At 63.6% G+C, this 19,407-nt stretch carries 14 protein-coding genes, 2 pseudogenes and 1 other annotated feature; of the genes and pseudogenes, 10 read left to right on the top strand and 6 right to left on the bottom strand.

Annotation, left to right across the window (positions count from 1 at the left end):
• The first annotated feature begins 96 nt into the window (after window positions 1-96).
• Window positions 97-1,410: an IS256 family transposase gene (locus tag A7U43_RS02020; protein ID WP_067990476.1), complete on the top strand. Its 1,314-nt coding sequence runs from the start codon at window positions 97-99 to the stop codon at window positions 1,408-1,410.
• Window positions 1,411-1,574: 164 nt separating this feature from the next.
• Here A7U43_RS02020 and A7U43_RS02015 read toward each other — a convergent pair whose 3' ends face one another.
• Window positions 1,575-2,699, bottom strand: coding sequence for a tyrosine-type recombinase/integrase (locus tag A7U43_RS02015; RefSeq protein WP_048896465.1), 1,125 nt, complete (start codon window positions 2,697-2,699; stop codon window positions 1,575-1,577).
• Between the two features lie 120 nt (window positions 2,700-2,819).
• Window positions 2,820-2,948: a sequence feature (AL1L pseudoknot), on the top strand.
• On the opposite strand from A7U43_RS02015, the gene A7U43_RS30645 reads away from it, so the two are divergent.
• From A7U43_RS30645 to A7U43_RS01985, 5 genes and pseudogenes are all read left to right on the top strand, one after another.
• Window positions 2,856-3,038: a hypothetical protein gene (locus A7U43_RS30645; RefSeq protein ID WP_048896466.1), complete on the top strand. Its 183-nt coding sequence runs from the start codon at window positions 2,856-2,858 to the stop codon at window positions 3,036-3,038. It overlaps the preceding feature by 93 nt.
• 30 nt (window positions 3,039-3,068) lie before the next feature.
• Window positions 3,069-4,017, top strand: a pseudogene (locus A7U43_RS02000) (IS3 family transposase); the annotation flags it as partial.
• A gap of 98 nt (window positions 4,018-4,115) precedes the next feature.
• Complete coding sequence (locus A7U43_RS30200) at window positions 4,116-6,065, top strand: tyrosine-type recombinase/integrase (RefSeq protein WP_048896468.1); 1,950 nt, start codon at window positions 4,116-4,118, stop codon at window positions 6,063-6,065.
• Complete coding sequence (locus tag A7U43_RS01990) at window positions 6,062-6,364, top strand: hypothetical protein (RefSeq protein WP_048896469.1); 303 nt, start codon at window positions 6,062-6,064, stop codon at window positions 6,362-6,364. The genes A7U43_RS30200 and A7U43_RS01990 overlap by 4 nt, the downstream gene beginning before the upstream one ends.
• Before the next feature lie 42 nt (window positions 6,365-6,406).
• A pseudogene (locus tag A7U43_RS01985) lies at window positions 6,407-6,625 on the top strand (integrase core domain-containing protein); the annotation flags it as partial.
• A gap of 87 nt (window positions 6,626-6,712) precedes the next feature.
• Here the strand turns inward: A7U43_RS01985 and A7U43_RS28960 are convergent.
• Window positions 6,713-7,549 (bottom strand): TIGR03084 family metal-binding protein, encoded by an 837-nt coding sequence (locus A7U43_RS28960; protein WP_080989685.1) that lies wholly within the window; start codon window positions 7,547-7,549, stop codon window positions 6,713-6,715.
• An 893-nt stretch (window positions 7,550-8,442) separates the two neighbouring features.
• Here A7U43_RS28960 and A7U43_RS29550 point away from each other — a divergent pair.
• Both A7U43_RS29550 and A7U43_RS01980 read left to right on the top strand, forming a co-directional pair.
• Entirely contained in the window at window positions 8,443-8,679 is a 237-nt protein-coding gene (locus A7U43_RS29550; RefSeq protein ID WP_156525815.1) for a hypothetical protein, read from the top strand.
• Between the two features lie 39 nt (window positions 8,680-8,718).
• Entirely contained in the window at window positions 8,719-10,032 is a 1,314-nt protein-coding gene (locus A7U43_RS01980) for an IS256 family transposase (protein ID WP_019344575.1), read from the top strand.
• Window positions 10,033-10,056: 24 nt separating this feature from the next.
• Here the strand turns inward: A7U43_RS01980 and A7U43_RS01975 are convergent, their stop codons facing one another.
• From A7U43_RS01975 to A7U43_RS01965, 4 genes are all read right to left on the bottom strand, one after another.
• A complete protein-coding gene (locus A7U43_RS01975) occupies window positions 10,057-10,791 on the bottom strand; it encodes an FtsK/SpoIIIE domain-containing protein (RefSeq protein WP_067990473.1) in 735 nt (244 codons plus the stop codon).
• Between the two features lie 139 nt (window positions 10,792-10,930).
• Window positions 10,931-12,175: an IS256 family transposase gene (locus A7U43_RS30195; RefSeq protein WP_418028578.1), complete on the bottom strand. Its 1,245-nt coding sequence runs from the start codon at window positions 12,173-12,175 to the stop codon at window positions 10,931-10,933.
• Entirely contained in the window at window positions 12,081-15,152 is a 3,072-nt protein-coding gene (locus tag A7U43_RS30640) for an FtsK/SpoIIIE domain-containing protein (RefSeq protein WP_197499943.1), read from the bottom strand. The genes A7U43_RS30195 and A7U43_RS30640 overlap by 95 nt, the downstream gene beginning before the upstream one ends.
• Before the next feature lie 363 nt (window positions 15,153-15,515).
• The gene (locus tag A7U43_RS01965; RefSeq protein ID WP_165589055.1) at window positions 15,516-16,703 is read right to left on the bottom strand and encodes a PPE domain-containing protein; all 1,188 of its coding nucleotides are present in this window, start codon (window positions 16,701-16,703) and stop codon (window positions 15,516-15,518) included.
• Between the two features lie 81 nt (window positions 16,704-16,784).
• Here A7U43_RS01965 and eccB point away from each other — a divergent pair, with 81 nt between their 5' ends.
• Window positions 16,785-18,497 (top strand): type VII secretion protein EccB, encoded by a 1,713-nt coding sequence (gene eccB / locus A7U43_RS01960; protein WP_080989714.1) that lies wholly within the window; start codon window positions 16,785-16,787, stop codon window positions 18,495-18,497.
• Window positions 18,498-18,509: 12 nt separating this feature from the next.
• Window positions 18,510-19,223 (top strand): hypothetical protein, encoded by a 714-nt coding sequence (locus tag A7U43_RS01955; RefSeq protein WP_048896598.1) that lies wholly within the window; start codon window positions 18,510-18,512, stop codon window positions 19,221-19,223.
• The last annotated feature ends 184 nt before the right edge of the window (window positions 19,224-19,407 follow it).

The raw sequence follows: 19,407 nt of genomic DNA, 5'->3' as shown, positions 1-19,407 counted from the left end.
GGCCTGAAAGTGGGCGCACCTTCCCGAGGATGATCATCACGGAATCAGGTATTCGATCAAGACCGGCGTTGGCGCGCTGGTTGGGAAGGTACGCCCATGCTCACCGTAGTTCACGATGCCGAGGAGGCCAACGGCGGCGAGGCCGGCCGGTCGTTGTTGGACGAGATCGTCCGCGACGGAGCCCGGCAGATGTTGGCCGCTGCCCTGCAGGCCGAGGTCGCCGCGTACGTGGCCGCATTCGCTGATCAGCTCGACGAGAACGGTCACCGACTGGTGGTCCGCAACGGCTATCACCAGCCGCGTGAGGTGCTGACCGCGGCCGGTGCCGTGCAGGTGAAGGCGCCGCGGGTCAACGATCGCCGTGTCGACCCCGATTCTGGTGAGCGGCAGCGGTTTTCCTCGGCGATCCTGCCGGCCTGGGCACGCAAGTCCCCGCAGATGAGTGAGGTGCTGCCGCTGCTGTATCTGCACGGCCTATCGACCAGCGACTTCGGGCCCGCACTCGAGCAGTTCCTCGGCTCGGGTGCCGGGTTGTCGGCCACCACGATCACCCGTCTGACCGCGCAGTGGCAAGACGAAGCCCGTACGTTCGCTGCCCGGGACCTGTCCGGCAGCGACTACGTCTACCTGTGGGTCGACGGCATTCACCTCAAGGTCCGCCTGGACCAGGAGAAGCTGTGCCTGCTGGTGATGCTCGGCGTGCGCGCTGACGGCCGCAAAGAGCTCGTGGCGATCACCGACGGCTATCGGGAGTCATGCGAGTCGTGGGCGGATCTGCTGCGCGACTGCAAACGACGCGGCATGACCGCCCCAGTGCTGGCCGTCGGCGATGGCGCGCTCGGGTTCTGGAAGGCGGTGCGGGAGGTATTCCCGAAGACCCGAGAGCAGCGCTGCTGGTTCCACAAGCAGGCCAACGTCCTTTCCGCACTGCCGAAGTCAGCGCATCCGGCCGCGCTGGCGGCCATCAAGGACATCTACAACGCCGAAGACATCGACAAAGCTCAGGTCGCGGTCAAGGCCTTCGCGGTTGCCTTCGGCGCGAAGTACCCGAAAGTGGTCGCCAAGATCGTCGACGACCTCGATGTCCTGCTGGAGTTCTACCACTACCCCGCCGAGCACTGGATCCATCTGCGTACCACGAATCCGATCGAATCCACCTTCGCCACAGTGCGTTTGAGAACGAAGGTCACCAAGGGTCCGGGATCGCGGGCCGCTGGATTGGCCATGGCCTACAAGCTGATCGACGCAGCCCAAGCCCGTTGGCGGGCCGTCAACGCCCCACATCTGGTCGCCCTCGTCCGCGCCGGAGCGGTCTTCCACAAAGGCAAACTGCTCGAACGGCCCACCGACATCACCCCACCGACACCACCGTCAGACGGCGATCAACACACCGAAACGGAGGTCGCCTGAAACACCCCGATCCACAGGTATTGACAATTGCTCAGTGCCGAGGATCGGATCCCCCACCGCGGGAACCAGCACCTCGACCCGGAACTCAGGCCGCACCGCGGCGGCCAATCTCTGCGCGTATCCGCTCATACCGGCGGTCGTGGAATGTGCCGCCAGTGTGCTCATCACAGTGCGCCGTCGTGATTGAGAACCCCTGCGGCCAGCAGTGCCCGGCGGGTGTCCTCCACACTCAGGTGGGAGTACGTGTCACCGGTTGTGCTGATCGAGGCGTGTCCCAGCAACTTGCTCACCACCTCTACCGCGACCCCGCGGCGCAGCAGATCAGTTGCGTAGGTGTGGCGAAACACATGCGGTGAGAACATGATTCCCGATCTAGCACGAAGACGTAGCACCAGATCGTAAACGCTGCGGTAACTCATCGGCACCCCCACCGGATCAGCCCACAGATTCACGAACACGTAATCGCTATCCAGGTCGCCATACTCGGTATGCAGATAATCGCAGTACAGTCGGATCAGTTGGCCCGGCGCCGGAACTTGACGGGAGCCAGACTTCGCCCGCGCCCCGTTAGCGTTGTTACGGCCCACCACCGACACCACGCACGACGCAGCGTCGATGTCCTCATGGCGCAATCCCAGAGCTTCGCCAATGCGCAATCCGGTCTCGGCCAGCAAGGTGAACAACAACCGGTCCCGCAACCGCTGGCACGACCCCAACACCGCTGCGACCTGCTGTTCATCCAGAGTCGACGGCAGCCGCTTGTCGGCACGCAACCGGATCCGTCGCGTCTTTTCCGGTCGAGAACCCAAGTGCGCCAACAAAGGCCGCCACGAACCACCACCGGATCCCCGTCGCTGCCACGTCACCAGCAGATCACCCAGATCTACACCGTGGCGCTGATGGAACTCATAGAACGCCGACACCGCCGACAGCTTCCGATTCACCGTCGCCCCTGAGCACCCCGCAGGCGCCATGGTCGGAAACGCCACCACATTCGGCGCATCCCTGGACTCTGGCCCCAACCTCAGCCAGGCGACGAACCGGCCCACATCCTCCAGGCGTACATTCGACCACCCCAGACCTGACCGGGCGCAAAACGTGAACCAGTCCCGAAGATCATGGGCATACGCACGCACGGTGTTGGCAGATCGTTCCACCGCATGCAGATGAGCCAAGAACGCCTCAACCGGCTCCACAGCGCATGCATCGGCACCCACCACAGTCCACGACTCCGGATCGCCGAACGGCATCACCACCCGTTGGACCACATAACCCGGTGAGGGTGTCATAGACACTAAAGATAACCGGTCCACGACGAAACACGATGAGCCTCAAAGGGTGTGTCGCCTACATCAACGACATGCAGTCAGAAGGCTGGAGATAACCAACGATATTCTGAAATCTGCATCGACTGTCTTCGCGGCGGAGCTCGACCGCCGCAATCGGTGATCGTCGACTACATCGACACCCACAAGCAGGCCTACGGCGTCGAGCCGATCTGCCGTGTGCTCTCCGCGCATGGTTGCAAGATTGCGCCGTCCACCTACTACGACGCCTGCGTCCGGCGCACGCAGCCGTCCAAGCGTCAAGCGGGACTGCCCCCGGCTTGGTTGACTCCTGACCTGTGAGGATTCGTCCTTGCTGGAAGGATCAATCTCGTGCCGAAACCGTTTCCTGCCGAGTTCCGTGCTGACGTGATCGCTGTGGCCCGCAAGGGTGAGGCGCCGCTGCGTCAGATCGCGAAGGACTTCGGGATCTCGGAGGCCTGCTTGCACCGCTGGCTCAAGATCGCCGATCGTGAGGACGGTGTCGACCGGCCTGGGTTTGCGGCAGCCCCTGATGACGTCGCCGCGCAAGTGCGCGAGGTGCACAAGCGGATCAAGCTCCTCGAGCAGGAAGCCGAAGTGATGCGCCGCGCGGTGGGCTACCTGTCGCGGGACGCCAACCCAAATGATGTACCCGCTGGTCCTTGACCTTGCCGATGACGGTGTGCCCGTCACGGTGACCTGCCGGGTCCTTGGGTTCTCCACCCAGGCGTTCTACAAGTGGTGTAAAGCGCCCGTGTCCCAGCGTGATTGGGACGATGCACACCTGATCAACGCCGCGCGTGACATCCACGCCGATGACCCTGCCTTCGGTTACCGGTTCATCGCCGACGAACTGCCCGGGCGCGGGATTACCGCCGGCGAAAACCGCGTCGCGGGGCTGTGCTCCCAAGAGCGCATCTGGTCAGTCTTCGCCAAGAAACGTGGACTGAACCGCCGATCCGGCCCGCCGGTCCATGACGACCTCGTCGAGCGTCTGTTCAGCGCCGAGGCCGCCAACCAGGTCTGGCTGACCGACATCACCGAGCACCGCACCGATGAAGGCAAGCTCTACCTCTGCGCCATCAAAGACGTCTATTCCAACCGGATTGTGGGCTACTCGATCGACTCACGGATGAAGTCCTCACTGGCGGTGGCAGCCCTGGAACATGCGGTGGCGCTGCGCTCGCCTGTTGCGACGATCGTTCATTCCGACAGGGGCAGTCAATTCAGGTCACGAAAATTCGTTCAAGCGCTGTCGCATAACGGATTACATGGGTCGATGGGTCGCGTCGGTGCATGCCTGTTGACCGGCTAATCGGGAGCCGGTGAGTCACGTAAACGACACGCCGGCAAGGGAAAAGCTTGACCGGTGGTAGGCGGCGGGGTTGCACTTGTCTCATGACGGATCAGCATGAGCTGCATCTGGAACGCGGCACCGAAGTCGCCTGGAAGTTATCCGGACCGGGTGCCGGAAAGTACGCGTTGGTCAACGAGTACCTCGGCTATCTCGCCGACCGGAACTATTCACCCCGGACCCTGCGTGCCTATGGCTATGACCTACTCGCGTTCTGCCGCTGGCTGGGCAGCGTCGACCTCGACCTGCAGTCGGTGACCACCGAGACCGTGCTCGACTTCATGCGGTATTGCCGCCAGACACCGATCGCGGGGCGGCCAGCCAATGTGGTGTCGATGACCGGCAAGCGCCTCGACCAGTATTCGGCGACCACCATCAACCACCGACTGGCCGCCCTGACGGGGCTGTTCACCTTCCGTACGCTGCGCGAACCCGACCTGGGTAACCCGATCCCCAGCGGACGCGAAGCACGGCGAGTCAGCGCCGAAGAACGCAACGGACTCCTCGGACACCTGGTCCGGCCGAAACGACGATCCGCGTTACGTTTACGCGAACCTCGCCGGCTCCCGAGGTCGTTGGATCGCCGCGAGACTGCGGATCTGTTGTCGAGCCTGCGGACGTGGCGGGATCGATCCCTGGCTGGTCTGATGTTGTTGTCCGGGTCGAGATCCGGGGAACTGCTGACTCTTGATGTCACCGATGTCGATATGGGTGCTCGTTGGGTTCGGGTGATGGGCAAGGGCGCCAAGGAGCGCCGGGTTCCCCTCGACATCGAGGTCGCGGGTCTGATCCAAACCTATCTGCTCACCGAGCGACCCGAGTCGACAAGCACCCGGCTGTTCCTGGTCGCCAAAGGCCCGCACCGGGGCCAGCCGTTGACTGCAGCGGGGCTTCGTACCATCTTCCGTTACCACCGGCGCAAATCGGGCGTGCTTGCCGGTCACCCGCACGCACTGCGCCACACGTTCGGCACTGCGATGGCCGAAGCCGGTGTGGATCTGGCGGTGATGCAGGCACTACTCGGGCACGCCCACGTGGACACCACGGCCCGCTACATCCATTTGGCACCCACACATGTGAAGGCGGAATTCGATGCAGACCGCAAACTCACTGCGGCACTGGCAGAGTCGCCCTACCGACTCGCCGCCGATGCACTGTTGGTACAGAGGGCATGCGGACTGCGCATCGGCGAACTCCTCGACCTCGAACTGGACTGCGTACATGAGATTCCCGGGCAAGGATCCTGGCTCAAGGTCCCACTCGGAAAGCTCAACTCCGAACGCATGGTGCCTCTCGACGAGGAAGTCCTCACCCTCGTCGACCGAATCACCGCGATCCGCTCACCTGGCCGCCCCATGGTCCATCCCCGCACCGGCGCGCCAGCGGATTTTCTGTTCACCCACCACGGAAAACGACTCTCCCAGAACGCGGTACGCGAGGAGCTGAACCGGTCGGCGCAAACCGCCGGCCTGGGGCACATCACACCGCACCAACTCCGACACACCTATGCCACCGCCCTGATCAACGCCGGAGTGTCACTGCAGGCGTTGATGGCCCTGCTCGGACACGTCTCCACCCAGATGAGCCTGCGCTACGCCCACCTCTTCGACCACACCGTGCGCACCGAATACGAACGCGCCCTCGACCTGGCGAAAAGCCACATCGGGCCGCTGCCCACCACCGGGCCCCAGCTGCCGATCACCGACGTCACCGGCGCCCAATGGAAGGACACGCCAGCGATCAAATCACGGCTCGCCGGTGGCTACTGCCTGCGCGCACCCGCGCAAGGTTCATGCCCGTATGCCAACATCTGCGAGCACTGCCCCAGTTTTCACACCGACTCCACCCACCTGGGAGTCCTTGCAGCCCAACGCATCGACGCTCAGGATCTGGCCGCAGACGCCGAACAACGCGGCTGGATCGACGAAGCAGACCGGCACCGCAAACTCGTCGCCCGACTCGACGCACTCATCGCCCAAACGGAGACCGCATGAACGAAAGCACCCTAGCCAGGGTCGAACGGGTCTGCGCCGAGTTCGTCACCAAGGGCCATCCGATCACCTTCACCGCCGTCGCCGAACAGGCCCAGATCGGCCGCGCAACGCTCTACCGGGATCCACAACTACGCGCCATCGTCGACGAACACCGGACCCGACAAACAGACGCCCGGACCCTCAGCGGCCTCGCCACCGAACTCGCTCACCTTCGCACCGCCGTCGAAGCCCTCGCCAAAATCGTCAAACGCCACGAAGAACAACTCCGCAAGATCACCAAATCACCACACCGACGATGAACCATTCCACCCGCAGCAGCGATCCATCGGCCCCGATTAGCCGGTCAATGCGGGGACAACGCCGCCATGGAGTCGTTTTTCGCCCTTCTGCAGCGCAACGTGCTTGACCGGCGACGCTGGGCTACCCGAGCCGAACTGCGCCTGGCGATCGTGGCTTGGATCGAGCGGACCTACCACCGACGCCGCCGCCAACGGGCACTCGGCAGGCTCACCCCGATAGAGTTCGAACTGTTGCACACACCAGTCGCAACCGCGGCCTGAAATCCACACCCCGCGAGTCAACTGAACTCGGGGCAGTCTCTCTCTCCAGTCCCGCCCTCTCTCCAGTCCCGCCGCTAATTCCTCCGCTCAAGGTAGGTCTCGTGAGGCTCGACCGTTGCCGGGCGGGCCAGCAAACACCTGTGCTATGGCCAGCCAACGATCAGCGTCTTCGCCGACCGCCACGAGCGAGAGGTCATCGCGGTGTCGCCGCTGGGTGACCAACATGCAGAAGTCCCACGCCGTTCCGCAAACTCGTTGGGCAGCGCCTGGCGGTCCCCATGTCCAATTTGCGCCGGTTGCGGTGGTGAGTTCGATCCGAAACTCGTCCTCTGGCGGCGTGAGGGAGTGCAGGGCGTATGCGTAGTTTCGCGTGCGCACGCCCATGTGAGCGATGTGCTTGAGCCTGTCGGTGACAGGTAATCGCAATGACAGCGCGTCAGCTATATCGGTCCCGTGTGCCCACGTCTCCATCAAGCGTGCAGTGGCCATCGATGCGGCACTCATCGAAGGACCGAACCATGGAATCTGTTGACCTGCCGGGACCCTGCTTAGGACATCATGCAATCTAACTCGCCCCAACCGCCAGGCAGCGAGCAACTCGGTGCGAGGTATACGGGCCCATTCGTAGGCGGCATCATCAACTGCATGTACTGGATCCCGCAGTGCAGCTTCGGCGAGTGGGGCGAAAGCCTCCTGCCCCTTGAGCGCCATGAGCGATGCTTGATCAGTCCAAGCAAGGTGTGCGATCTGATGTGCGATAGTCCACGGGACCGCCGGCGTTGGCGTCGACCACTGTTCGTCGGTGAGGCTGCACACGATGGCGTCGACTTCTGCGCCTTCAAGCAGCAGATCGTCCGCAACTATCTGGGCGATAGTACGGACTTCAGTCGGTATGGTCGAGCGGGATGGGATTTCGGTCTGCATTCGCGGGCCTCTTATGGTCAGCCGGGTGTATTGATGGTGACGCGACGGTCGGGCTCGCCCTGCCTGATGGGCTCCCGGTGGGTCGCGACGGGTACCAGAACGTTTGGTCCGGATGTCGAGCATGCGATCATGACTGTACGAACGGTCAGTCACTCAGGCTACATGATCTCTTCGATCGCCAGCCTCCTATTGGCGCTACGCGTCAAATCGCGCTCAGCTCGAAGTCGTAGACGCCGATCAGGTCGCTCTTGATTGGAGCGACGCCCGACCGGTTTGGCTGTGAATGCTCGCGGCAATACTCACGCTGTGGCCCACACCTTGACGCTGCGAGTGCGAACTTCCAGCCCGACCTTTCTGCCGGAGAACAGGTCTCGGAGAAGGCAGAAACGGCGACATGGCTGACCATCGTCGGCAGCGATGCGCGGAACCTCCGCAGTATGCGCTCGGGCTCCTTTGGGGGTCGATGAACCTCGCGGTCGGGTTGTCCTGTCGTAACCCAGCGCTGCTGTTTGGCCGGTTCCCTCATTGGAGGAAATGCGAGAAACCTTGAACCTGACCGTACAAGCGGTTAGTATCTGCGTGGTAGAGGTACCACGCCTGGCTGTGGCGTTTGACGATTAGCGAGGGATGGCGGATGCGCGACGTGACCCCGGTCGTATTTTCACCGTCCGCGGTCGACATGCCAACATTCCACCGGCATCCGCATGAGGACCCGATCGATTCATCGGAACAAAAAACCTCGGTGGTGCCTCGCGGAAAAACATGCACGATTTGGATGACTGGTCGAACGGCTGACCACGCCAAGCATTCTGATGGGCAGTGCGTTTCACACTTCGACCTCCAAAGTGTTTGATTCCATCTAGATAAACCTGCACAGTGCAAAGGAGAATCCTATGTCGGAAGACAAGACCACAGAATTGGCCCGCCGGTTCGTCGAGGCGGCCTGGTCAAACAGTGGCGGCTATGCGACTCTTGAGGCCCTTGCGGCGCCCGAGTTCTCCGTGAAGTACTCATTGATGCCAGCACCGATCGAGGGCGTAGAAGCATATTGTAGAGCAATGATCAGAACCTGTGGATCCCGGGCGGGCGTGCCTTCCCGGAAGATGATCTGCAAGGAATCCGAATTCTGATCAAGACCAGCGTTGGCGCGCTGGCGGGAAGGCACGCCCGTGCTCACGGTAGTAGACAACAACGACGACTCCAACGAGACCCGCAATGCGGCCGGTGCGGGCCGGTCGTTGCTCGACCAGATCGTCCGCGACGGTGCCCGGCAGATGCTGGCCGCGGCGTTGCAGGCCGAGGTCGCCGACTATGTAGCCCGGTATGCCGGTGAGGTCGACGAACACGGCCACCGACTGGTGGTCCGCAACGGATACCACGCCGAACGTGAGGTCGTGACCTCGGCGGGTGCGGTGGCGGTGAAGGCGCCCCGCGTGAACGACAAGCGGATCGACCCCGATACCGGCGAGCGCAAGCGGTTCTCCTCGGCGATCCTGCCCGCCTGGGCTCGCAAGTCCGAGCAGGTATCGGAGGTGCTGCCGCTGCTGTACCTGCACGGCCTGTCAACCAGTGACTTCGGGCCGGCGCTCGAACAGTTCCTCGGCACCGGCGCCGGACTGTCCGCATCCTCGATCACCCGGCTCACGGCCCAGTGGCAGGACGAGGCGAAGGCCTTCGGCACCAGGGACCTCTCGCAGGTCGACTACGTGTACCTGTGGGTCGACGGCATCCACCTGAAAGTCCGGCTCGAGCAGGAAAAGCTCTGCCTGTTGGTGATGCTCGGGGTGCGGGCGGACGGCCGCAAGGAACTCGTCGCCCTGGCCGACGGCTACCGAGAGTCCACCGAGTCCTGGGCGGACCTGCTGCGGGATTGCCGCCGCCGCGGGATGCGCGCGCCGGCGCTCGCGGTCGGGGACGGAGCTTTGGGATTCTGGCGGGCACTGCGGGAGGTGTTCCCCGCCACCCGCGAACAACGCTGCTGGTTCCACAAACAAGCCAACGTTCTTGCTGCACTCCCGAAATCGGCGCATCCGGGTGCGTTGGCGGCGATGAAGGAGATCATCGGGGCCGAGGACATCGACAAGGCGCAGTTGGCGATCGCAGCGTTCGAACGTGACTACAGCGCGAAGTACCCGAAAGCGGTGAAGAAAATCGTCGATGACGCCGACGTGCTGCTCGAGTACTTCCGGTATCCCGCCGAGCACTGGGTGCATCTACGCACCACGAACCCGATCGAATCGACCTTCGCGACGGTTCGGCTTCGGACCAGGGTGACCAAGGGCCCGGGATCACGGGCGGCGGGCATGGCGATGGCCTACAAGCTGATCGAAGCAGCGCAGTCGCGGTGGCGGGCGGTCAACGCACCACACCTGGTGGCGTTGGTGCGGGCCGGCGCAGTGTTCCACCAGGGCAAGCTCCTCGAACGTCCGGTCGACATCACCCCGGAACCATCGCCCGACACCCCAGTGTCCGAGGTCGCCTGACGACCCTCGATCCACAGGATTTGACTATTTCTCGTCGATGATCACCACGGTGGCTTCGTCGGGGGTGTACATCGCCGTGACAGAGTTGATGGCGGTGCGCAGTGTGGTGGTCACACCGGCATGTCCAGTGCCGGCGACGAACATGTGCGACGCCTGAGCAAGCTCCAGCGCCAGAGGTTGGCTGGTTGCGCGATCGACGCCCATGGGTAGCACCCGCGCTCCCCGCCGCACCTTGGAGTAATCGATGTGCTTGTAGGCCTCGATCAATGTCGAGTAGGCGAAGATGTTGGGGACTTGGTGAATCGCCGGCGCCTGGGACGCAGCAGCTGTACGTGCCTGCACGCCGACTTCCTCGATCCTCGCACTGTAGTCGCAGATCTTGAACGACGGCATCCCGTTCGCCTCGCCGTCGGGCTGTATGCGCTCAGAGATGGGGACGAGCACGCGAGACCGCAGGATCTGCGGTCGGTTATTGGAGTCAACCCGATCGGCGTTGATCGACCCGCCAGGCATTGTGATCGGAATCGCCTTGATCCCGGCGCGTAGCGCCGGATCGGTGACCTGAGGATCCTCCATGTTGTGGAACACCCGAATGTTGGTCTGGGCAACGAGTTTCGGCATGCGCTCGGTGATCGTCCGGGTCGTGTACACGACGTGCACGCCTGCCCTCGGCGCATTCGCCAGCAGTTGCACCCACTCGTCACGCGGTTCGATGTACTCCATGCCGGCGTCGTCAAGGATCCGGTCCAGCCCATCCACCGCGAAGAAGATGTGCCCGTAGGGGTCGCCTTCGACTCCTAGTTCACCCTTCTTGGCCAGGTACTGCTCGAATGTGCGAATGCGGTTGTCCCCGATAACTCTCGTCGAGAAATAGTCAAATCCTGTGGATCGAGGGTCGTCAGGCGACCTCGGACACTGGGGTGTCGGGCGATGGTTCCGGGGTGATGTCGACCGGACGTTCGAGGAGCTTGCCCTGGTGGAACACTGCGCCGGCCCGCACCAACGCCACCAGGTGTGGTGCGTTGACCGCCCGCCACCGCGACTGCGCTGCTTCGATCAGCTTGTAGGCCATCGCCATGCCCGCCGCCCGTGATCCCGGGCCCTTGGTCACCCTGGTCCGAAGCCGAACCGTCGCGAAGGTCGATTCGATCGGGTTCGTGGTGCGTAGATGCACCCAGTGCTCGGCGGGATACCGGAAGTACTCGAGCAGCACGTCGGCGTCATCGACGATTTTCTTCACCGCTTTCGGGTACTTCGCGCTGTAGTCACGTTCGAACGCTGCGATCGCCAACTGCGCCTTGTCGATGTCCTCGGCCCCGATGATCTCCTTCATCGCCGCCAACGCACCCGGATGCGCCGATTTCGGGAGTGCAGCAAGAACGTTGGCTTGTTTGTGGAACCAGCAGCGTTGTTCGCGGGTGGCGGGGAACACCTCCCGCAGTGCCCGCCAGAATCCCAAAGCTCCGTCCCCGACCGCGAGCGCCGGCGCGCGCATCCCGCGGCGGCGGCAATCCCGCAGCAGGTCCGCCCAGGACTCGGTGGACTCTCGGTAGCCGTCGGCCAGGGCGACGAGTTCCTTGCGGCCGTCCGCCCGCACCCCGAGCATCACCAACAGGCAGAGCTTTTCCTGCTCGAGCCGGACTTTCAGGTGGATGCCGTCGACCCACAGGTACACGTAGTCGACCTGCGAGAGGTCCCTGGTGCCGAAGGCCTTCGCCTCGTCCTGCCACTGGGCCGTGAGCCGGGTGATCGAGGATGCGGACAGTCCGGCGCCGGTGCCGAGGAACTGTTCGAGCGCCGGCCCGAAGTCACTGGTTGACAGGCCGTGCAGGTACAGCAGCGGCAGCACCTCCGATACCTGCTCGGACTTGCGAGCCCAGGCGGGCAGGATCGCCGAGGAGAACCGCTTGCGCTCGCCGGTATCGGGGTCGATCCGCTTGTCGTTCACGCGGGGCGCCTTCACCGCCACCGCACCCGCCGAGGTCACGACCTCACGTTCGGCGTGGTATCCGTTGCGGACCACCAGTCGGTGGCCGTGTTCGTCGACCTCACCGGCATACCGGGCTACATAGTCGGCGACCTCGGCCTGCAACGCCGCGGCCAGCATCTGCCGGGCACCGTCGCGGACGATCTGGTCGAGCAACGACCGGCCCGCACCGGCCGCATTGCGGGTCTCGTTGGAGTCGTCGTTGTTGTCTACTACCGTGAGCACGGGCGTGCCTTCCCGCCAGCGCGCCAACGCTGGTCTTGATCAGAATTCGGATTCCTTGCAGATCATCTTCCGGGAAGGCACGCCCGCCCGGGATCCACAGGTTCTGATCATTGCTCACTCTCGTCCGCAGCTCGATGATCCGGTGAATCTCTCCCCAGAGCCGGGAGAACATATCCTCGTCAGTGCGCGTCGCGTACCCGCCCACGTTCGGCCAGGTCGACATGCATGCCATGTCGGTGTCGGCGTAGTCGTAGATGTACCACGACACGTAGTTCGCCGGGTAGAAGCGGGCTGAGGCTGCGATCATGGCGCGCAGCGTGTTTGTCTTTCCGGTCCTGTTCCCGCCGGCAATCAACGCGTTGGACTGAGACCCAGAGAAGTCTACAACCATCGGTTCACGCCTGTGTTCCAGCGGCACGTCGACGTCACCGATCCGCAGCTGCAGCTTCCCCGGTTCGGGCGTCCAGCCTGATTCGATGTGGTGCAGCGACAGCGGGTGACGTAGCGGCTCTGTCCACAGTTCCCGTGACCTGTACGCCCGACTGCAGCGTTGCACGAGGCGGATACCGGCTTCGGCGACGGTCAACCCGGTTTCTTCGGTGCGCCGCTGGACCTGGGCCTGCTCGACCTCCTCACCCCCGACCTCGGGAACGTCGGGCCGGTGGTACATGCCGAACTCGGTGACATCTTCGGTGTGCACCTCGGCGCCGAGTGCGCGCGGCGTGGCTTCACCTGGCGGCGTCGGCTGATCGGTATCCGAGATCGGCCGCATATACGGCTTCTCCCAGTTCCAGGCCATCACCCGCTGGTAGATCAGATCCTGCTTGTTCACCGTCTTGGCGTACAGCGCGACCATCGCCGCGGGAAGCCGGATCGCCCCTTCGTTGCCTTTGAGGACCGTCTTGGACTCCGAGGGCTTCGTCACCTTCAGGCTGATGCCGTACATAGCGTGTTTCACGAAGTCGCCAACGGTCCCCTCATCGAGGTACTGCGAGGCCAAAAGGACCAGCAGACCCAGCGAGCGTCCGACCCGGCCGAGTTGTTCGAACACGGCCTTGTACTCCGGGTGAGCCCCAAGGAACTCATGCACTTCGTCGGCAATGAACAGCAGGAACGGCAGATTCTCCATCTCGGGATGGACTTTCTGCAGCGCTCGGTAGTCCCCGATCTTGTCGACGTCGGGATACTTATCGAAGAGCCTCTGACGATAGTTCAGCTCACCGGTCAGGATGTCTTTCATGCGCTCAAGAAGGTCGAGCGCGTTCTCCAAGTTGGTAACGGTCGCCACTTCGTGTCCGATGCGCCCACGAAACTTCTTCCATGTCGCACCGCCTTTGAAGTCGGCCATGATGACGCGCAGCTTGGAAGGAGAGTTCGCCAGAATCAAGCCCAATAGGATCGCGGTCATCATGAAGGACTTGCCGGTGCCGGTACCGCCGGACATCATGCCGTGCGGACCTGTGCCGCCGGCCGCGACCTCGAAGAGGTCCAGCTTGGCTAGTTCCCCTGTGGGCGTGTCGTTTTCGTCGAGGACATAACCGAACATTGATTCCAACGTCTCGGTATACTCGTTGGGATCCCACACTCTGCTTTTCAGGTCGAAATCATCGATGCTGCCGATGTTGAGGTAGTCCATGATTGCCGGCAGTGACGCGACATCCACGGCAGCGGCCTTGGGCGCGACGTCAGTCCGCTGGTCCGCGCTGTATCCAAAGCCACGCGGCCGGATCGGAGCCATGGCCCGCGCGATCAGTTCGGCATCAAAGCGTGTCACGTAATCGGCTCGGGCGGCCCCGGATTGATGCAGGAGCAGTCTGTGACCTTCGACCCGCATCCGGTGTTTGCGATCGGTGACCTCCGCATCGGAGTGGACGTTGGCCGCCAGCAGGGTAACTCCTGGTATTCCCTCGACGTATCCTGCCGGGAATCGCAGGGTGACATCCGGGTCGTCGACGACGACATACATTCGCGTCCCGGCGGAGTGCAGCGCATCGAACTGGCCGGCCATGCCAGCGAGGAACTCGTCATAGCTGCGCCACGCCAACTGCCGGTAGCCGGCCGGTCCAGGCTCGCGCCGTCGATCCCTACTGTGGGGCAGCCACTTTGCCCATCCCCACTCTTTGGTATCGCGTGAGATCACTCCGATGAGGATCTTGTTGGGCGAGTACTTGAAGCTTGCCGAGACCAGGATGCTGCGGACGAGACCGTTGATCCGCTCTTGGTCCGGACCGCGAAACCCGTAGGCGGGCGCACTCATCTCGCGGGCCAGCGGGACCTCGGGCACGACCGACATCAGGGAGCGGAACCGGCTAACCGCAACTGCGCTGTATTCCTCGTAGAGGTGCTCTTGGGATTCGTCCAGGCCACCTTCGGCAGGATTGAGATCCACGGACAACCGCGCCGTACCCACACCGATACGCAGGACTGCCTGCTCGGCCTCGGCTGTGACATCGCCTGACCAGAACGTCGCAGCGCGCTGCTCGATCAGGCGACGAACATTGCCCGGGTTGGGGTGGAAATGCAGCGCGGCGGCCTGTTGAACGCTGGCGGTTTCGTGAACGTCGATCGCGGACTCGGCGAGCTGTAGGTCGATGTTCTGGCGTTTGCGGTCCAGTTCGCCATCGCCGCCGCCCAAACCTTGCATCAGGGCAGCGCCGACGCCGCCGACCATCATTACGAACATCATCGTGTAGCCCATGAGCATCATCGGATTGGGCTGGCGCCCCATGACGACAAACATCAGGATCAGGAAAAACACCATCAGCACGCCGATGGCGAGACCGAGCACGATCTTCAGGGGGCTGACTTTGCCTTTCTCTTCCCGCTTGATCGGAGAGGCAATCACAATGTCGCTGCTGGGCGGACGCAAGGGTTTAGCCTCGCGCGGGTTGTATTCGACAGTGCTCACAGCAACCGACTGTATGGCTGGATCTGACCCCTGGGTTTGACACGCCGAGAGCAAGTTCGGGCTAGCATGGCACCCATGCATGCAGCCCGCACCCGCTCCTGGACGCGCCTAGCCGTCGTCGGCGTGGCGATGGCGGTGCTGTCCGGATGCACGCCGCAGATCGTTGACGGCGAAGCCGTCAAGGATGCGACGTATCAGCCCAGCCGGCAAGGCGAAGCGGCCGCCAATCGGACGCTGCCGGAGCCTCCCAAGGTTGTGTATCCCAAGACTGATCGCCCCACGGAGAATCCTGGAGTTGGCCTTGGGGTGTCTACGCATCCACCCACGGACTTCTCCTTGATCCCAGGCAGCTAAACCCCGGGGTCAGTCGAACAGGGCGTCCTCTTCGGCGTTCGATGCAGCCCGCTCCTGTTCCTCACGAGACTTCGAGCGGTAGATGTGTTCTCCACCTTTGTATTCGGTGCCGCCATGGCTCTTGTCCTGGCTGCGGCGGGGCGGAATAGCACCGCCACCCATTCCGCCGGCGCCAGAGGACAACGTGGTGGCGACCGCTTTCTCCATCGGGACCCCGGAGAATGCAGGGCCGCTACGCACAGCGGTAGAAGTGGGCTTGATGAGCTCTCCGGTGACCCCGCCGGATCCCCCGGTCGCCAGCCGGGAGCCCAGGCCTCCCATTGCGCCGCTTCCGCCGCCGAGAGGCAGGCCGCCGCGCACCGGCGCCGCTCCGCGTGCGGCCTGCCCCAGACCCGACCCCATCCCCGTGCTGCCCGTACCCAGTCCGTTGCCCAGCGCTCCCGAGAACGGAGCCATCAGCTGGCCCATGACTTGCTGGACGGGTTGGAACATCTGCCCCAGCTGCGAGGACATCATCTGAGCAAACTGTGCAGGCAGTTGCGCAGCCTGCGGAATCATCTGCATCGCCTGGGGCAACATCTTGGTCATCATGTCGCCAGGATTGCCCGTACCGGATAGCTCCTGCGCTGTCTGAACAGCGGTCTCCAGCGAAGTCTGTCCCGGCATCGCAGTAACCAGCGGCGGCGGCGGCGGAGAGGGCTTGAACACCGTCGCGGTCGTCGCGGCGGTGTCGTACCCCATCATCGTGGCCGCGTTCTGGGCGTGCATCTGCACGTACTGCACCTCAAGGGCGACCGCTGTCGGATCAGCTGGCCCGAGTATCGACGATCCCACCGCCGCTGCGTAGGCCGCGCGGTTGGCCAGCACAGCCTGCTCGGGAACCATCGTGGACTTGCCCATGCTGTAGGCCGCAGCAGCGCCGTCGAGTGCCACGGCATGCGTATCGGCCAAACCATGCATCCCGGCCATCCACGCCCCGTACCCGCCGGCAGCCGTGAGCTGGGCTGCCGAGGAAACCCCGAACACCTGCGCAGCCAAATCCGCTTTCTGCGCGAAGAACGTCCCCAGGGCAGTGGCCGCATTGACCGCCATCGCTCCCCACGCCGCTGATGCACCCAGCCACGGGCCAGGACCGGTCCCGTTGTAGCGAGCGGCATTCATCTCCGGCGGGTAAGCACCCCACGGCTCCACAGGCATACCGGCGTCCCCTTTTAGTCGCATGCCGAGAAGTCGGCTATCTGTTCCCAGCTACACAAAGAATAACGGGAAAGCTACGGCGTGGCGGCCGACGCGGCATCAATCGACCATATCCTGCCCCTTGTGACATCACCACGGATCGACCAAGACACGCACCGCAAGGTCACAACAGCCGGACAAGCCAACGCGCGCAACTACATAGCGCGCATGACGCGACTAGCTGCGTTCCGTCGAGACGAAGTGGCGCTCACCAGTCCCTTCGCGATGGTCAAGACCTCGGTCATGTTGTCAGTCGCCGCCGTCGCGGTGATCACGATCATCGCCTTGCTGCTGGCGTGGCTGAAACCTCAGCCGGACACAGGAATCGGAAAGTTCTTGATGGGCCAGGAGGGCGGGCTGTTTGTCCTCTACACCGGCCAAGACAAGGTCGACCGGCTCCACGCGGTACCGAACGCGGCCTCTGGCTACCTCATCGCTAAATCATCCGACCGGCCCAAGATCGTCAAAGACGAGGTACTCGGCAAGTACCCCAAAGGTATGCCGATGGGAATCCCGGGCGCACCCAATTCCCTACTGCATCACACTGAAACTGAATCAGCCTGGCAGGTCTGCGATTGGCACGACAGCCGCGCAAATCTCTCTTTGACCAAGGCCGGGTCACTGCAGACCACCGTGATCGCCGGCAACGAGCCTCGCGAAGGCGGAACATCCCTGGGACCGGACAAGGCCGTCATCGTCCGCGCACCGGAGGATCCCCAGCCGTGGCTACTCTTCCGGAACACCCGCGCCCAAATCGGTGCGACCGATTACACCATGCATTCGGCACTGGGCATCCCGACAACATCGGTCACCGACCCCATGGTCGTATCGGCTGGACTGCTCAACGCAATTCCCCCTGTACCCGCACTGAAGCTTCCCGACGTCGCCGACGCCGGGCGCCCATCGGCAGCGGTACCCGGATTCGTCAACGCAGATGTGCTGGCCTACAAGGACATTGACGGCTCCGACCGTTACGCAGCGGTCCAAGACACCGGCGTGCAGGATGTCCCCCTGCCAGTAGCCAGGATGCTCATAGCAGCCGGCGGCGCGCAGAAGAACATCGAAGACTCCGCGGCGGTCGCGCACATGACTCGCTCGGCCGAGATCTCGTTGGACCACTATCCGCCGGCTGTTCCCTCGATCATCACCCCGGACACGCTGTGCTACTCGTGGAACCGGCCGGCGGGCGCCAACACCGCCACACTGGACATTCTCACCGCACCGTCCATCCCCGTCACTGACGAGGCCCGCGCTGCCACCGTCAGTTTGCTGCGCCCTGCAGAAGCAGAACTCGCCAGCAAGTACATCTCCACTCCTGGCAAAGGTTGGTTCGTCCGCCTCACCGCCGATGCTCCCTACACCGAAGCCCGCGAGCAGATCGGCTACATCAGCGACTCCGGAATTTTCTACGCCATCATCCCCGAGCCCGACGGCAACTACATCCCGGCCGCCAGCGCGCTCGGACTGACCGGAATGCCCAATCTGATCCCTGAGTCGGTCGCCAGCCTGCTGCTGACCGGACCCGACCTATCCTTATCGGCGGCATTGAGGGAATCCGTCCAGCCCGAGTCCGCCACCAACGCGGCGGCCGCGACCCCGACCCAGGTCCCCGGCGGGCAAGAGATCGACTTGCCGCCCCCTCCGCTGCCGACCGTCACGGCCACCGCCACCGTACGGCAGACGGCCACCGCCACGGTGACTGCGCCGCCGCCTCCCCCAGCACCGCCCGCGGAGGAACCCGCTCCCGGCGGATAGCCTTACCGAATCGTGAACGCATCGACCGCCAGACCGCAGCAAATTGAAGCGATCAACACGCTTCAACGCCGCCTGGCCACCGACTGCACACCACCGGAAGTTCTTGCCACCTGGCCCTCAGGCAAGGCCGACCGCCAAATCGCCTACCTGACTTCCCTGGTTGACGCTCGGCGCGAACTGCCGCGCCTGCGCGCCCAGTGGGTTTCAGCGATGCGCCTGCTTGCGCAAACCGGTGCTGACGTCTCCACTATCCCGTCGTTGCCACCGATGGCCACCCCCGATCAGATCGAGCAGTCCATCCACATGCTGGCCACTGGGATCGATATCGCCCGAGGCGGCAACGGCACCGATGGTCTGTACGCCGTTCAGCGTGAGATAGCGCGAGCCGGCCGAGCGCTGCGCGACCGCGGCGCGAACGTCGATGCCGGCTTCTACATCTACGAGGGCCAACTTATTCGGATTGTGCAGGCCCCGGAGGGCGATCTCTACGCCACGTTCCGAGATCCCGCCACCGAGCACAGCTGGCAGTACCTCAAGGTCAGCATGTACCGCGTCTACCTGCACGCCAATGTGGCGAGCAGCGACGATCTCGCTAGATGGGGGCGCGGTACAGGAATGTGTTTTGTCTGCGGCCGCCGACTGGGGCACGCACGTACACAGGACCAGGGCATCCATGCCACCTGCGCGACCGGTTTAGGTGCCCGGCCGGAAGATGATCACCGCTGACCGGCCTCCCGTGCACCTGACCATCTCGGCCGCCGGCGCACAGTCCATCGTGTAGTCCCGCTCTTTGACTTCGGAGTACGCCACAACGGTGGCCGGCTGACACCGCCGCGATTGCGAGGTCGCCGCGTAGGCCTCTCCGACAGCAAGCACAAATTGGCGTGAGACGTTCTCGGCGTCGACGGCC

This window comes from Mycobacterium adipatum, assembly GCF_001644575.1.
Classification (GTDB): domain Bacteria; phylum Actinomycetota; class Actinomycetes; order Mycobacteriales; family Mycobacteriaceae; genus Mycobacterium; species Mycobacterium adipatum.
This window is presented reverse-complemented; position numbering and strand designations above follow the sequence as displayed.

Excerpts from the sequence above, each read along its gene's own strand:
- A7U43_RS02020 (WP_067990476.1), top strand. The coding sequence starts at position 97 with ATGCTCACCGTAGTTCACGATGCCGAGGAGGCCAACGGCGGCGAGGCC.
- A7U43_RS02015 (WP_048896465.1), bottom strand. The coding sequence starts at position 2,699 with ATGACACCCTCACCGGGTTATGTGGTCCAACGGGTGGTGATGCCGTTC.
- A7U43_RS30200 (WP_048896468.1), top strand. The coding sequence starts at position 4,116 with ATGACGGATCAGCATGAGCTGCATCTGGAACGCGGCACCGAAGTCGCC.
- A7U43_RS01990 (WP_048896469.1), top strand. The coding sequence starts at position 6,062 with ATGAACGAAAGCACCCTAGCCAGGGTCGAACGGGTCTGCGCCGAGTTC.
- A7U43_RS28960 (WP_080989685.1), bottom strand. The coding sequence starts at position 7,549 with ATGCAGACCGAAATCCCATCCCGCTCGACCATACCGACTGAAGTCCGT.
- A7U43_RS29550 (WP_156525815.1), top strand. The coding sequence starts at position 8,443 with ATGTCGGAAGACAAGACCACAGAATTGGCCCGCCGGTTCGTCGAGGCG.
- A7U43_RS01965 (WP_165589055.1), bottom strand. The coding sequence starts at position 16,703 with ATGCCTGTGGAGCCGTGGGGTGCTTACCCGCCGGAGATGAATGCCGCT.